The organism is Streptomyces durmitorensis, assembly GCF_023498005.1.
Taxonomy (GTDB): domain Bacteria; phylum Actinomycetota; class Actinomycetes; order Streptomycetales; family Streptomycetaceae; genus Streptomyces; species Streptomyces durmitorensis.
In genome coordinates, this window is the sequence record NZ_CP097289.1 from 6342329 (window position 1) to 6355336 (window position 13008).

Below are 13008 nucleotides of genomic sequence, written 5' to 3' on the forward strand. Positions count from 1 at the left end.
GTTCACTTCGCGCCGAGGGCCTTCTCGAGCGCGGCGAGGTTGGACTCCATGACCCCTACGTAGTCATCGCCCTTGGACTTGTCCGTGATTCCCTCCAGGGGATCGAGGACGTCCGTCTTGAGGTTCGCGTCGGTGGCGAGCGTCGTGGCGGTCTTGTCGCTGGCGAGGGTCTCGAAGAACACCGTGGAGACGTCGTCCTTCTTCGCGATGTCTTGAAGTGCCTTGATGCGGGCGGGGCTCGGGTCCGACTCGGGGTCGACGCCTGCGATGCCCTCCTGGTCAAGGCCGTAGCGCTCGGCGAGGTAGCCGAAGGCGGAGTGCGTGGTGATGAAGGTCTTGGTCCTGGTGTCCTTCAGGCCGTCCTCGAACTTCGTGTTCAGGGCGTCCAGCTTCTTGACCAGGGCCTTGGTGTTCTTCTTGTACGCCGCCGCGTGGTCGGGGTCGGCCTTCTCCATCGCCTTGCCGACGCCCTCGGCGACCTCGGCGTACTTCACCGGGTCGAGCCAGATGTGCGGGTCGGCACCGGCTTCGCCCTCTTCGGAGTGCTCTTCGTCCCCGTGGTCGTGGCCGTGGTCGTGGCCGACCCCGGTGCCGTGCTTCTCCAGCTTGGTGAGGGTCGCGGCATCCACGGTGTTCTTCACGCCGGACTGGCCGATGGCGTCGTCGACGGCGGGCTGGATGCCCTTGAGGTAGAGGATGAAGTCCGATTCGCCGAGATGGGCGGTCTGCTTCGGGCTGAGCTCCAGGTCGTGCGGCTCGACGCCCGGCTTGGTCAGGGTGTCCACGGAGACGTGGTCCCCACCGATCTCCTGGGCCAGGTACTGCATGGGGTAGAACGACGCCGTCACGTTCAGCTTGCCGTCGCCGTTCTTGTCCGCGGCACTGGATGAGGAGCAGGCGGACAGGGCCGTGAGGCCGAGAACCGTGGCGGTGGCGACGGCGGCGGTGGGTATGAGGCGACGTACGTTCATGACACTCATTTTCAACAAATCTGGAAACGATTGTCAACTAGTCGTCCGATCTGTGCTGGATGTGCGGTGGATGCGCCGCGGATCCGGGGCGGACCGGGAACCGATTTGATTAGGGGGGTAAGGCCGCCGGTAACCTGAAGCATTCGCTTCGCCCACCGTCGTAATGAAGAGAGCACCGTGGCCGCCGACAAGATCGACAGCATCGTCAGCCTGAGCAAGCGCCGTGGCTTTGTTTACCCGTGCAGTGAGATCTACGGCGGCCAGCGTGCCGCCTGGGATTACGGGCCGCTCGGCGTCGAGCTCAAGGAGAACCTCAAGCGCCAGTGGTGGCGCTACATGGTCACCTCGCGCGAGGACGTAGTCGGCATCGACTCGTCGGTGATCCTGGCCACGGAGGTCTGGCAGGCCTCGGGTCACGTCGCGACGTTCTCCGACCCGCTGACCGAGTGCCTGTCCTGCCACAAGCGCCACCGCGCCGACCACCTGGAAGAGGCGTACGAGGCCAAGCACAACCGTCCGCCCGAGAGCCTGGCCGACGTCAACTGCCCCAACTGCGGCACCAAGGGCCAGTTCACCGAGCCCAAGCAGTTCTCCGGCATGCTCTCCACGCACCTCGGCCCCACGCAGGACAGCGGCTCCATCGCGTACCTGCGCCCCGAGACCGCGCAGGGCATCTTCACCAACTTCGGCCAGGTCCAGCAGACTTCGCGCAAGAAGCCGCCGTTCGGCATCGCGCAGATGGGCAAGTCCTTCCGCAACGAGATCACGCCCGGCAACTTCATCTTCCGGACCCGCGAGTTCGAGCAGATGGAGATGGAGTTCTTCGTCAAGCCGGGCGAGGACGAGAAGTGGCAGGAGTACTGGATGGAGCAGCGCTGGAACTGGTACACCGGCCTGGGCCTGCGCGAGGAGAACATGCGGTGGTTCGAGCACCCGAAGGAGAAGCTCTCCCACTACTCGAAGCGCACCGCTGACATCGAGTACCGCTTCCGCTTCGGCGGCAGCGAGTGGGGCGAGCTGGAGGGTGTCGCCAACCGCACGGACTACGACCTCTCCGCGCACTCCAAGGCCTCGGGCCAGGACCTGTCCTACTTCGACCAGGAGGCCGGCGAGCGCTGGACTCCGTACGTCATCGAGCCCGCGGCGGGCGTCGGCCGCACCATGCTGGCGTTCCTGCTCGACTCCTACATCGAGGACGAGGCCCCGAACGCCAAGGGCAAGCTGGAGAAGCGGACGGTCATGCGCTTCGACCACCGCATCGCGCCGGTGAAGGTCGCGGTGCTCCCGCTCTCCCGCAACCCGGAGCTCTCGCCCAAGGCCAAGGGCCTCGCGACGGCCCTGCGGCAGAACTGGAACATCGACTTCGACGACGCGGGTGCCATCGGCCGCCGCTACCGCCGCCAGGACGAGATCGGCACGCCGTACTGCGTGACGGTCGACTTCGACACCCTGGACGACAACGCGGTCACGGTGCGCGAGCGCGACTCGATGAAGCAGGAGCGGGTCTCCCTCGACCAGATCGAGGGCTACCTCGCTTCGCGCCTGGTGGGCTGCTGATCGCTGCCCCCGCTCGGCGTTGGCTGAGTGAAGCTTGAAAGAAGCCCCCGGATCCGCATACGGATCCGGGGGCTTCTGCTGCACACTGTTCGCCATGCCTTCGATGACCACGAGCAAGGTCTCTAGATGGGACCAGCACGGGCGCGAGCATGTCGTGCACGTGCAGAAGTCAGGCGTCCAGCGGCAGTTGAGCTGCGACACGTGCGACTGGAGGAAGCGGGTGCAGTTCCTGCCGTGGCTGAAGGCGGAGGAACATCTCGCCGAGGAGCACCAGGCGACGGTGGATCCCTCGGTGCCCTGAACCCCGCGGTCCGCGGCGGCACTTGGGACGGATCCGCGCCGCAGGCAACCAGGTGGTCCGCGCCACCGTCTCTCCTTTCCCCGGCCCGTGACGGCGTCGGGCACCGTCCCCCGCTTCATGACCCGGAGAGCAGCCTTGGCGCACGACGACGAACGCGACCGGCCCGCCCATCACCCCCAGGCGCCGTGGTGGTGGGGCATGGGACCGGCCGGGGCCGTCCTTCTCATCGCCGCCGGGATCGCCTGGGCGCTGTGGGCGTTCCTGGGGTCCGGCGTCGCGGGCGGCCCGATGGCGGGCTACCAGAGCAGCAAGATCGTCGCCATCGGCCTCGTACTCCTCGGCACGATCGTCCTGGAACGCCTCCGCAGCCGTCGTACGCGGGCGGACGAGGCGGAGGAGCAGCAGGAAGAGGAGCAGCAGGCAGAGGAGCAGCAGGAGACGCCCTGCTAGCGGCGCAGACCGCGTACGACCAGGTCGACCACTGTCGTGAACGTGCCCTGGGTGGCGCCCCCTTGGATGATCGTGGCGAGCTCGTCACGGCGCGGACCCGTCCCTGAGCCACGCCGCGACAGCCGATGCGGTGTCGGACGGGGCCCGGCCGGAGGTGGAGAACTCCGTGCCGATGAGGTCGCGCAGTTCCCGCGCGTCCTGGAGGGCCTCCTCGATCTCCGCGTCGTGCCAGCCGCGGGCCGTCAGACGTGCGCGGCGGTCCCGGTCCTCGCAGTCCAGGCGCGCCCACTGGGGCTTGGGCGCATCGGTCACACCTGCTGCCGCGGCCTCCCATTCGGCCGGGGTGAGCGGGCAGGTCACCAGGACGGGTCGGCCGCCACGCGTCAGCATGCTCGCGACGCGCACCCACAGGCGGTTGTAGGCCGGCCATACGGCGCTCGCGGCAGGGGAGGTGATCTCGATGCCCAGCAAGTGGCCGTCGGGATCGGGCAGTTCATCGAAGTCGACGACGGTGAAAGGGCCGTGACGGCCGTGACGCAGGTGTGCCAGGAGCGTCGACTTGCCCGCGCCCGGAGCCCCCGTGATCAGCCGTAGATCCGTCATTCCGCGCCCTGCGCCGGCGCGAACCGCCGCACGAACCTCTTCTGCCACGGTGTCTCCACCGCCCGTGGCGCATAGTGCTCCCGGACGTACGCGACCGCCTCGGTGCTCGGCACGTCGTCCAGTACCGCCATGCAGGCCAGTGCCGTGCCCGTGCGTCCCAGGCCGCCGCCGCATGCGATCTCGACCCGTTCCTTCTCCGATCGCTCCAGCGCCTCGCGCAGGGCGGTGGCCGTCGCCCGGCGGTCCTTGGGGAGGCGGAAGTCCGGCCAGTGGATCCACTGGGACTGCCAGTCGACGGCGGGGGGTTCCTTGCCCAGGAGGTACAGGGCGAAGTCCGGGGTCGGGCCTTCCGGGAGCGGGTGGCGGAGGCCTCGGCCGCGGATGAGGCGGCCCGAGGGGAGGCGTAGTACGCCTGATGCGGTGGGGGCCCAAGTCGCAGTCATGGCGTGAGGGTAGTTTCCGGCGGCGGGCGGGTGCCGCCTGAATTCAGGGCCGTGCCGAGCGCCGGTCCGGGCGTGCCGTGTCCGCGCGCGGTCCCTGCGGCATGGCCTCAAGGCGCTCCGCCGTCCGCCGTGCCGTCTCCCTCGCCCAGTGGCCGCTGGTCAGGGCCCCGAGGAGCAGGACCGCGAGGCCGCAGCCCGCGATGATCCACCAGGCGGGGCGGCTCGCCTCGGTGAAGACGGCCGCGTACGACGAAGAGCCCACCCCCGATGCCAGGACCGCGCCGATGACCGCGACGCCCAGGGTCTGGCCGATCTGGCGGCTCGTGGAGGCGACGGCTGCGGCGACGCCCGCCTGGGAGCGCGGCATCCCGGAGACGGCGGTGTTGGTGATGGGGGCGTTCACGAAGCCGAAGCCGAGGCCGAAGAGGACGTAGCCGAGGAGCAGCGTCGCGTTCGTCGTCTCCGCGTCGAAGGCGGCGAAGAGGACTCCGGACGCCGTCATCGTGACCCCCGCGACCAGGAGCGGAAGGCGCGGGCCCCGGCTGCCCACCAGGCGGCCCGACAGCGGGGCGCAGATCAGCGTCATCGCGGCCATCGGCAGCATCCAGACGCCCGCGTGCAGGGCGTTCAGGCCCCGTACGTTCTGGAGGTAGAGCGTGGACAGGAAGAGGAAGCCGCCCAGCGCGGCGAAGGCGCTGATCGCGATCACCGTCGCGCCGCTGAACGGCGCCGAGCCGAAGAAGCGCAGGTCGATGAGGGGGTCGGTGCGGCGCGGCTCGTATGCGAGGAGGCCGAGCAGGGTCAGGAGCGCCGCCGCCGCGAACGTGATGATCAGCGGGGACGTCCAGCCCGCCGTCGGGGCCTCGATGATCGCGTACGTCAGGGCGCCGAGCAGCACCATGACCAGGAGCTGGCCCACGGGGTCGGCGCGGCGCGGCTTGGGGGCGCGGGACTCGGGGACGTACCGGATGGTGAGGAGCAGCGCCGCGAGGCCCACCGGCAGGTTGATCCAGAAGATGGAGCGCCAGCCGACGGTGTCCACCAGGAGGCCCCCGATCAAGGGGCCCGCCGCCATGGAGATGCCGACCACCCCGCCCCAGACACCGATGGCGCGGGCGCGTTCGGCGGGCTCGGTGAAGGTGTTGGTGATGATCGACATCGCGACCGGGTTGAGCATGGAGCCACCGACCGCCTGGAGCATCCGGAAGGCCACGAGGGATTCCAGATCGGGCGCGAGGGAACAGGCCACCGAGGCGACCGTGAAGATCACCAGGCCCACCTTGAAGATCTTCCGGCGCCCCACGCGGTCCGCCGTGGACCCCGCGAGCATGAGGAGCGCGGCGAGGACGAGGGTGTAGGCGTCGATCGTCCACTGCATGCCCGAGATGCTGGTGTCGAACTCCCGCGCCATGGTGGGCAGGGCGACGTTCAGGACGGTGTTGTCGAGGCTGACGATGAGCAGGCTCATGCAGCAGATCGCGAGGACGAGCATGCGTCGGCGGTGCGTCAGCTCTTGCTGGGGCATGGGTTCGACGGTATCCCGGTCGGCTGTGGGTCGCTCCTGTGGGCTGTGGGGGCTTTGGGGGCCGTGGGGGTCGCGTGGGTCGTGGGGCGTGGGCTGTGCGTCGCTCCCGTGGGCCGCGGGGCGTACGGCGGTGCTCCTGCGGTCGCCCCCCCGGGCCCCGCTCGTCCCACTCGCCCCACCCGCCCCTCAGCCGAGCCTGCGCGGCAGCCGCAGGCTCAGCAGCCCGAGGCCGACGAGCCCGGCCAGTTGCACCGCGAGGGCGATCGCGAACGCGTTCCGCATGCCCAGGCCCGGCACCATGGCCAGGAAGAGCGAGCCGAGCGTGGCGACGCCCATGGCAAGGCAGGACTGCTGGACCGTCGCCGCGAGACCGCTGCCCGCGCCCGCCTTCGCGGCCGGCACCGCGGCGAGCACGATGCGGTAGTAGAGGGCGAGCTGCACACCCTGGCCGAGCCCGCACAGGGCGAGGCCGGGAGCCAGGACGAGCGGGCTCAGCGCCGACCACGGCGTCCACAGCACCGTGAGCGCGAGGATCGCCAGGCCGACGGCGTGCACCAGGGCGCAGACCGTCAGCGCGCGGCTGCCGAGCCACGTCACCAGGCGCGGGGCGAGCATCGACGCCGCGAACTGCGCGACGCCCATGGGGATCAGGGTCAGCCCGGACTTCAAGGGGCTGAATCCCAGCCACTGCTGGAGCGTCACCGCACTGACGAACATCCAGCCCGCGAAGCCGGTGAAGATGGGCAGGCCGATGGTCAGCCCCCTGCGTACGCCGGGTTCGCGCAGCAGCGACGGAGGCAGCAGCGGGCTGCCGCCGGTGCGTTCGGCGCGCAGCTCGACGCGGGCGAACGCCCAGGCCAGGAACGGTGAGGCGACCAGGAGCAGCACCGACCACAGGGGCCAGCCCGCCGCCCGTCCCTCGGTCAGGGGCAGCAGCAGCGCGATGAGGGACGCGGCGAGCAGGAGCGCGCCGCCGATGTCGCTGCGGCCCGGCTGCTCGGCGCGGCTGTCCGGCACGGAGCGCACCGCGCAGAGCAGGGCGGCGACGGCGACGGGCGCGTTCACCAGGAACACCGCGCGCCAGCCGGTGCCCGCGAGGTCGGCGGAGACGAGGACCCCGCCGAGCACCTGGCCGAGGACGATGGAGATGCCGCCCACCGAGCCGTAGAGGGCGACCGCCTTCGTCCGCCGCTCGCCCCGCGTCGTCGCGTGGATGGTGGCGAGCACCTGCGGCAGCATCAGCGCCGATGCCGCGCCCTGGGCGACGCGCGCGGCCACCAGCCACCAGGCGCCGGGCGCGAGCCCGCAGGCCAGCGAGGTCACGCCGAAGGCGGCGACGCCCCAGAGGAAGAGCCTGCGGCGCCCGTACGTGTCGCCGAGCCGTCCGCCGAGCACGAGCAGCACGGCGTACGCGACGGCGTAGCCCGCGACGACCATCTCCAGGGTCGCGGGGGAGGCGCGCAGGTCGTGTTCGATGCTGGGCAGGGCGACGTTGACGATGAAGAAGTCGATCATCGGGAGCGCGGCGCCGAGCAGGATGGTGACGAGGCCGAGCGGGGTCAGGGCGGCAGGGACCGGGGGGCCGGACCCGGCCCCGGTGTCCGCCGTGTCTGCCGTGGCCGATGTGGCTGATGTGGCTGATGTGGGCTTGAGGACGTTGGCCGTGGAGTTTGTGAGGTTCACGAGTACGACGGTCGTCGAACCATCAGCCAGGTACCAGAGTCTGTTTATCCTGGTACCCGTACTACCTGGAAACAGGGTCGGCGTACGGGCAAGCTGGTCCCATGGACACCGCAGCGCCGGCGAAGACCGACCGTATCCGACGCAGTGAGCTCGCCGACTTCCTGCGCAGCCGCCGCGAGCGCATCACGCCGGAGCAGGCGGGCCTGCCCCGCGGCCCGCGCCGCCGCACGCCCGGCCTGCGCCGCGAGGAGGTCGCGCACCTCTCGACGGTCGGCGTCACCTGGTACACGTGGCTCGAGCAGGGCCGCGCCATCCACGTCTCGGCCCAGGTGCTCGACGCGCTCTGCCGCGCCCTGATGCTGGACGCAGGTGAGCGCGCCCACCTCTTCCAGCTCGCGGGCACCGCCGACCCCTCACCGGCCGCCGAGATCGCGTCGGTCCCGCAGGGCCTGCTGCGGATCGTCACCCAGCTGGAGCCGTACCCGGCGTGCGTGCAGAACTCCCGCTACGACGTCCTCGCCTACAACGCGACGTACGGCAACCTCCTCACCGACCTCGACGTGCTGCCGCCCGAGGACCGCAACTGCATGTGGCTGACCTTCACGCACCCCGCCTGGCAGGCCGCCATGGAGGACCGCGAGGAGACGATGCGCCGGATGGTCGCGAGGTTCCGGGCGCGGATGGCCGGGCATCTCGCGGACCCGGCGTGGAAGACGCTGCTCAGGAGGATGCGCAAGGCATCGCCCACCTTCTGCGAACTGTGGGAGCGGCACGAGGTCATGCAGGCGGTGGACCAGTCGAAACGGTTCAACAATTCGCTCGTGGGCCCGCTGCACTTCACGTACCACGGGCTGTGGCTCGGCCCGGCCGAGGGCCCGCGCCTCGGTACGTACGTCCCGGCGGACGCGCGCTCGCAGGCGGCCACGGAGGAGCTGCACCGCCTGGTGAAGGCCGGGCGCGTGGGCAGTCGCGGGGACGAGGGACGAGCCGGGCGCGTGGGCAGTCGCGCGGATGGGGGACAATAGGAGGTCTGCCCCCGCCTCAGCCCCACTCGTCCCGGAGGAATCCCGCGCCATGGAGCCCCAGCTTCAGATCGGCCCGCACGCCGTGCGGCCGCCCGTCGTGCTCGCCCCCATGGCGGGCATTACGAATGCGCCGTTCCGCACCCTGTGCAGGGAGTTCTCCGGCGGCAAGGGCCTCTTCGTCAGCGAGATGATCACGACGCGCGCCCTGGTCGAGCGCAACGAGAAGACCATGCAGCTGATCCACTTCGACGAGACCGAGAAGCCCCGGTCCATCCAGCTGTACGGCGTCGACCCCGCGACGGTCGGCAAGGCGGTCCGCATGATCGCCGAGGAGGACCTCGCCGACCACATCGACCTGAACTTCGGCTGCCCCGTCCCCAAGGTCACCCGCAAGGGCGGCGGCTCCGCGCTCCCGTACAAGAGGCCCCTGCTGCGCGCGATCCTGCGCGAGGCGGTCGCCGGGGCCGGTGACCTGCCGGTCACGATGAAGATGCGCAAGGGCATCAACGACGAGCACATCACCTTCCTCGACGCGGGCCGCATCGCCGTCGAGGAGGGCGTCACGGCCATCGCGCTGCACGGCCGCACGGCCGCCCAGCACTACGGCGGCACCGCCGACTGGGACGCCATCGCCCGCCTCAAGGAGCACGTCCCCGAGATCCCGGTGCTCGGCAACGGCGACATCTGGTCGGCGGCCGACGCGGTCCGCATGATGAAGGAGACCGGCTGCGACGGAGTCGTCGTGGGCCGCGGCTGCCTCGGCCGCCCCTGGCTCTTCGGCGACCTGGTGGCCGCGTTCGAGGGCACGGGCGCGCCCAAGGCCCCGGACCTGCGCGAGGTCTCCAAGGTCATGATCCGCCACGCGACACTGCTCGGCGAGTGGATCGGCGACGAGGCGCGCGGTGTCATCGACTTCCGCAAGCACGTGGCCTGGTACCTGAAGGGCTTCGCGGTCGGCTCCGAGATGCGAAAGCGCCTCGCGATCACCTCGTCCCTGGCCGAACTGGAGGACGGGCTCGGCGAGTTGGACCTCGACCAGGGATGGCCGACGGGCGCGGACGGACCGCGCGGCCGTACGTCGGGCAACAACCGCGTGGTCCTGCCGGACGGCTGGCTGAAGGACCCCTACGACTGTGCGGGCATCAGCGAGGACGCGGAGCTGGACACCTCCGGCGGCTGACCTTCACCGCAGCGTCACTGCGACTGGCAGCTCCTTGATCCCGTTCACGAAGTTGGAGCGGACGCGCCGCACCTCACCGGCCACCCGGATGTCCGCGAGCCGCGGCAGCAGCTCCTCGAACATGATCCGCATCTCCAGGCGGGCCAGGGAGTTGCCCAGGCAGAAGTGTGGGCTGCCCTTGCCGAAGGTGACGTGGTCGATGTTCTCGCGCGTCACGTCGAAGCGGTACGGATCCGGGAAGACGTCCGCGTCACGATTCCCCGAGGCGAACCACAGCACCACCTTGTCGCCCTCCTTGATCAGCTTGCCGCCGAGCGATACGTCACGGGTCGCCGTCCGCCGGAAGTGGTAGACGGGCGAGGCCCAGCGCAGACACTCCTCGACGCCGCCGGGGATGAGCGAGGGATCGGCGGTGAGCCTGGCGCGCTCGTCCGGGTGGTCGATCAGCGCGAGCATGGAGTGCGAAATGGCGTGGCGTGTCGTCTCGTTGCCCGCGACGACGAGCAGCAGGAAGTAGTTGTCGAAGTCGGTGTCGGAGAGCGGGACACCGTCCCTGGGCGAGCTGTTGACCAACGTACTCACGAGGTCGGTCCCGCCGCCCCCGCGCCGCTTGGCGGCCAACTTCCGCCCGTACTCGAAGACTTCGAGCGCGGCGGGCGAACGGAACGGCAGATCGCGATACTGCTCGCTCTCCGCACTCTCAAGGAGCACATCGGCGTAGTCGGGATCCGTGTTGCCGATGATGCGGTTGCCCCAGTCGATGAGCTGCTGGGTGTCCTCCTCGGGGACGTCGAGCATCCGGGCGAGCACGTTGATCGGGAAGTCCGCCGAGACCTCCTTCACGAAGTCGAAGGTGCCCTTGGGGAGCGCCGCGTCCAGGGTGCGGGCGGTCAGCCCACGCAGGAACGTCTCGTACGTCGCGACCGCGCGCGGAGTGAACTGCTTCTGCAGGATCAGCCGCATCGCCCGGTGCCGCATGCCGTCGGTCTCCAGGAGGGAGCGGCGCAGGGCGATGTAGTCCTCGTCGACCTCTTCGAGATTCGTGAACCGCATCGAGGTGAAGGTCTCCGGGTCGCGGTCCACGCGCACGATGTCCTCGTGCCGGGTGACCGCCCAGAAGCCGGAGTTGGGCGCGGGCTCGGGCTGCCAGTGGACGGGGTCCTCCCGGCGCAGCACGTCGAACATCCGCCAGGGCAGCGTGCCGTCGGTGAACTTGTCGTTGTCGGCGAGGTCGACCTCGGCCAGGGAGAGGGCCGCGGGGCCCGTGACCGTACTCATGGGACGTACTCCTCTGAGGCATCAGATAAGAAAGGCGTACTCCGTGAACTCCCAGTCGGTGACGTGCTGTTGGAAGCGTTCGATCTCGTTGCGCTTGTACGTGAGGAAGGCGTCGGTGAACGCCTCGCCCAGGAGCCCGGTCAGCGCCTCGTCGGCCTCCAGGGCGTCGAGCGCGGCGCCGAGCGTGGCGGGGAGGCGGGGCGCGGAGTCCTCCTGGTAGCCGTAGCCCTCCAGCGGGGCGGGCGGCTCCGACTTGTCGCGGATGCCGAGGAGCAGGGCGGCGACGGTCCCGGCGACGACGAGATAGGGATTGGCGGAGGCGTCGCCGAGCCGCAGTTCGAGCCGGGTCCCGGCGCCCCTCTCGGGCGGTATCCGGAGCATGGCGCTGCGGTTGTCCAGCCCCCAGTCGATCAGCCAGGGGGCGAGGGTGTCGGGGCCGAAGCGCTTGTAGGAGTTGATGGTGGGGTTGAGCAGGGCGCTGAGCGCGGGCGCGTGCCGCAGGAGTCCGGCGATGGCGTGCCGAGCGGTGGCGGAGAGACCGTCGGATGCCCCCGGGTCCTCGAACACGTTGAGTCCGGCGCCGTCGACCAGTGAGATGTGCAGATGGAAGCCGGATCCGCCGAGTCCGTTGAACGGCTTGGCCATGAAGGTCGCGAGCCGCCCCTCGCGGCGGGCCGTCTCCTTGACGGCGGCCTTGAAGCGGAAGGCGCGGTCGGCGGCGTCCAGGGCGTCGGAGTGGCCGAGGTTGATCTCGAACTGCCCGCCGTCGAATTCGTGGTTGCCCGCGATGACGCCGATGCCGAGACCGTCCAGGCTGCGCAGGGTGCGCAGGAGGTGGCCGTCCGGGTCGCCGCGTCGCCCCGCGCTGTATACGTTGCCGGTGGCGCCGCCGTACAGGGACCACCCCGAGGGGGTGGTGGGGTCGGCCTCGCACAGAAAGTACTCGAGCTCGGGGCCGACGACAGGGGTGACGGGGCTGCCGGCGTACTCCTCGGCGCGCGCAAGTACCCGCCGCAGCAGGGCGCGTGGCGACTCCGGGGCGGGCTCGCCGGTGGCGGGATCGAAGGTGTCCCCGAGGCACCAGGCGACGCCGGGTTCCCAGGGCAGCGCCTGGAGGGTGGACAGATCGGGCCGTACGGAGACGTCGGGGAGCCCGGCGTCGAGGCCGCCTGCGACGGGGACCACGTCGCCCTGGGGACTGGTGTGGTAGACGGCGCGGCAGAAGGAGAGGCCGTGGGTGCAGGCGCTCGGCAGGTGTCCTACGAGGATGTCCCGGCCGCGGTCGGCTCCGATGAGGTCGGGGTAGATGACGCGGACCACGTCGGTGCCTTGGGTTCGCAGGGCTTCGACTGTCTCTGCGGCTTGGTCGTTCCTCGGGGTTGCGCGTGCTTCAGTCACCCGGGTTCCAGCCTTTCCGCGGGGCGGATCGGGGTTATCGTTTGAGACCAAACGATAGGAAGCTCTTGGGGGCTGCGCAAGCCCTACGGGGGGTATTGCGGGGTAACTGGCTTGGTGTCGCTCGGCCTTGACTCCCGCAGGGACCCCTCCCACCCACCCGCCCGTCACCCCGCATCCGCCTCTGCCCGAACAGGCCTCTCCCGCCCACCCGCCCGCAACCCCGCATCCGACCCTGCCCGAACAGGCCTTTCCTGCTCACCCGCCCGATTGCCTCGTGGTGATGAGAGTGGGTGGGGGTGGGGGTGGGGCTCCGTACCGAAGGCGGGTGGGGTGGGAACGGGCATGGGTGGGGGATCCGCGCGGTGGCGTGGGCGGGGGTGAGTGTGGCGATGGGGGTGGGTGACCCGTGGAGGCCAGGGTGGGTGAGGTGCGACGCGATCCTGCCTCGGGAGCTCGGCCCTCGCTTACCTGTAGTCGGCAGCGCTCGTGAGGGGACGGGCCGGTATGTCCGCCCGGAGCACGGTTCGCGGCGCTCCGGCGGCGCAGCAGCACCGCGGTCACCGGACGATAGCGAGGACGGACATACCGGCGCGG

General features: G+C 70.3%; 12 protein-coding genes. 5 read left to right on the forward strand and 7 right to left on the reverse strand.

Translation table 11 applies throughout. The features are described 5' to 3' along the window. Nucleotides 1–2 precede the first annotated feature (2 nt). Nucleotides 3–971 carry a metal ABC transporter substrate-binding protein gene (locus tag M4V62_RS28275; protein ID WP_249590016.1) on the reverse strand — a complete coding sequence of 323 codons (969 nt, stop codon included), beginning with the start codon at nucleotides 969–971 and terminating at the stop codon, nucleotides 3–5. A 177-nt stretch (nucleotides 972–1148) separates the two neighbouring features. Between M4V62_RS28275 and M4V62_RS28280 the strand changes: the two genes are divergently transcribed. From M4V62_RS28280 to M4V62_RS28290, 3 genes are all read left to right on the forward strand, one after another. Further along, nucleotides 1149–2528: a glycine--tRNA ligase gene (locus M4V62_RS28280; RefSeq protein ID WP_249590017.1), complete on the forward strand. Its 1380-nt coding sequence runs from the start codon at nucleotides 1149–1151 to the stop codon at nucleotides 2526–2528. 94 nt (nucleotides 2529–2622) lie between these two features. Further along, complete coding sequence (locus tag M4V62_RS28285) at nucleotides 2623–2829, forward strand: hypothetical protein (RefSeq protein ID WP_249590018.1); 207 nt, start codon at nucleotides 2623–2625, stop codon at nucleotides 2827–2829. A gap of 117 nt (nucleotides 2830–2946) precedes the next feature. After that, nucleotides 2947–3279 carry a hypothetical protein gene (locus tag M4V62_RS28290; protein ID WP_249590019.1) on the forward strand — a complete coding sequence of 111 codons (333 nt, stop codon included), beginning with the start codon at nucleotides 2947–2949 and terminating at the stop codon, nucleotides 3277–3279. Between the two features lie 84 nt (nucleotides 3280–3363). On the opposite strand, the gene M4V62_RS28295 is transcribed toward M4V62_RS28290, so the two are convergent. From M4V62_RS28295 to M4V62_RS28310, 4 genes are all read right to left on the reverse strand, one after another. Continuing rightward, a complete protein-coding gene (locus tag M4V62_RS28295) occupies nucleotides 3364–3882 on the reverse strand; it encodes a DEAD/DEAH box helicase family protein (protein WP_249590020.1) in 519 nt (172 codons plus the stop codon). After that, nucleotides 3879–4325: a protein-tyrosine phosphatase family protein gene (locus M4V62_RS28300; protein WP_249590021.1), complete on the reverse strand. Its 447-nt coding sequence runs from the start codon at nucleotides 4323–4325 to the stop codon at nucleotides 3879–3881. The genes M4V62_RS28295 and M4V62_RS28300 overlap by 4 nt, the downstream gene beginning before the upstream one ends. Before the next feature lie 43 nt (nucleotides 4326–4368). Continuing rightward, entirely contained in the window at nucleotides 4369–5850 is a 1482-nt protein-coding gene (locus tag M4V62_RS28305) for an MFS transporter (RefSeq protein WP_249590022.1), read from the reverse strand. Between the two features lie 186 nt (nucleotides 5851–6036). After that, nucleotides 6037–7533 (reverse strand): MFS transporter, encoded by a 1497-nt coding sequence (locus tag M4V62_RS28310; RefSeq protein ID WP_425575070.1) that lies wholly within the window; start codon nucleotides 7531–7533, stop codon nucleotides 6037–6039. A 101-nt stretch (nucleotides 7534–7634) separates the two neighbouring features. Between M4V62_RS28310 and M4V62_RS28315 the strand changes: the two genes are divergently transcribed. Together M4V62_RS28315 and dusB are read left to right on the forward strand one after the other, a co-directional pair. Beyond that, nucleotides 7635–8558 (forward strand): helix-turn-helix transcriptional regulator, encoded by a 924-nt coding sequence (locus tag M4V62_RS28315; protein ID WP_249590023.1) that lies wholly within the window; start codon nucleotides 7635–7637, stop codon nucleotides 8556–8558. 49 nt (nucleotides 8559–8607) lie between these two features. Continuing rightward, nucleotides 8608–9738: a tRNA dihydrouridine synthase DusB gene (dusB, locus tag M4V62_RS28320; protein WP_249590024.1), complete on the forward strand. Its 1131-nt coding sequence runs from the start codon at nucleotides 8608–8610 to the stop codon at nucleotides 9736–9738. Nucleotides 9739–9741: 3 nt separating this feature from the next. Here dusB and M4V62_RS28325 read toward each other — a convergent pair whose 3' ends face one another. Together M4V62_RS28325 and M4V62_RS28330 are read right to left on the reverse strand one after the other, a co-directional pair. Continuing rightward, the gene (locus M4V62_RS28325; protein WP_249590025.1) at nucleotides 9742–11016 is read right to left on the reverse strand and encodes a cytochrome P450; all 1275 of its coding nucleotides are present in this window, start codon (nucleotides 11014–11016) and stop codon (nucleotides 9742–9744) included. A gap of 21 nt (nucleotides 11017–11037) precedes the next feature. Beyond that, nucleotides 11038–12336 (reverse strand): glutamine synthetase family protein, encoded by a 1299-nt coding sequence (locus M4V62_RS28330; protein WP_249590026.1) that lies wholly within the window; start codon nucleotides 12334–12336, stop codon nucleotides 11038–11040. Between the last annotated feature and the right edge of the window lie 672 nt (nucleotides 12337–13008).

Excerpts from the sequence above, each read along its gene's own strand:
- M4V62_RS28275 (WP_249590016.1), bottom strand. The coding sequence starts at position 971 with ATGAACGTACGTCGCCTCATACCCACCGCCGCCGTCGCCACCGCCACG.
- M4V62_RS28285 (WP_249590018.1), top strand. The coding sequence starts at position 2,623 with ATGCCTTCGATGACCACGAGCAAGGTCTCTAGATGGGACCAGCACGGG.
- M4V62_RS28290 (WP_249590019.1), top strand. The coding sequence starts at position 2,947 with ATGACCCGGAGAGCAGCCTTGGCGCACGACGACGAACGCGACCGGCCC.
- M4V62_RS28295 (WP_249590020.1), bottom strand. The coding sequence starts at position 3,882 with ATGACGGATCTACGGCTGATCACGGGGGCTCCGGGCGCGGGCAAGTCG.
- M4V62_RS28300 (WP_249590021.1), bottom strand. The coding sequence starts at position 4,325 with ATGACTGCGACTTGGGCCCCCACCGCATCAGGCGTACTACGCCTCCCC.
- M4V62_RS28305 (WP_249590022.1), bottom strand. The coding sequence starts at position 5,850 with ATGCCCCAGCAAGAGCTGACGCACCGCCGACGCATGCTCGTCCTCGCG.
- M4V62_RS28315 (WP_249590023.1), top strand. The coding sequence starts at position 7,635 with ATGGACACCGCAGCGCCGGCGAAGACCGACCGTATCCGACGCAGTGAG.
- dusB (WP_249590024.1), top strand. The coding sequence starts at position 8,608 with ATGGAGCCCCAGCTTCAGATCGGCCCGCACGCCGTGCGGCCGCCCGTC.
- M4V62_RS28325 (WP_249590025.1), bottom strand. The coding sequence starts at position 11,016 with ATGAGTACGGTCACGGGCCCCGCGGCCCTCTCCCTGGCCGAGGTCGAC.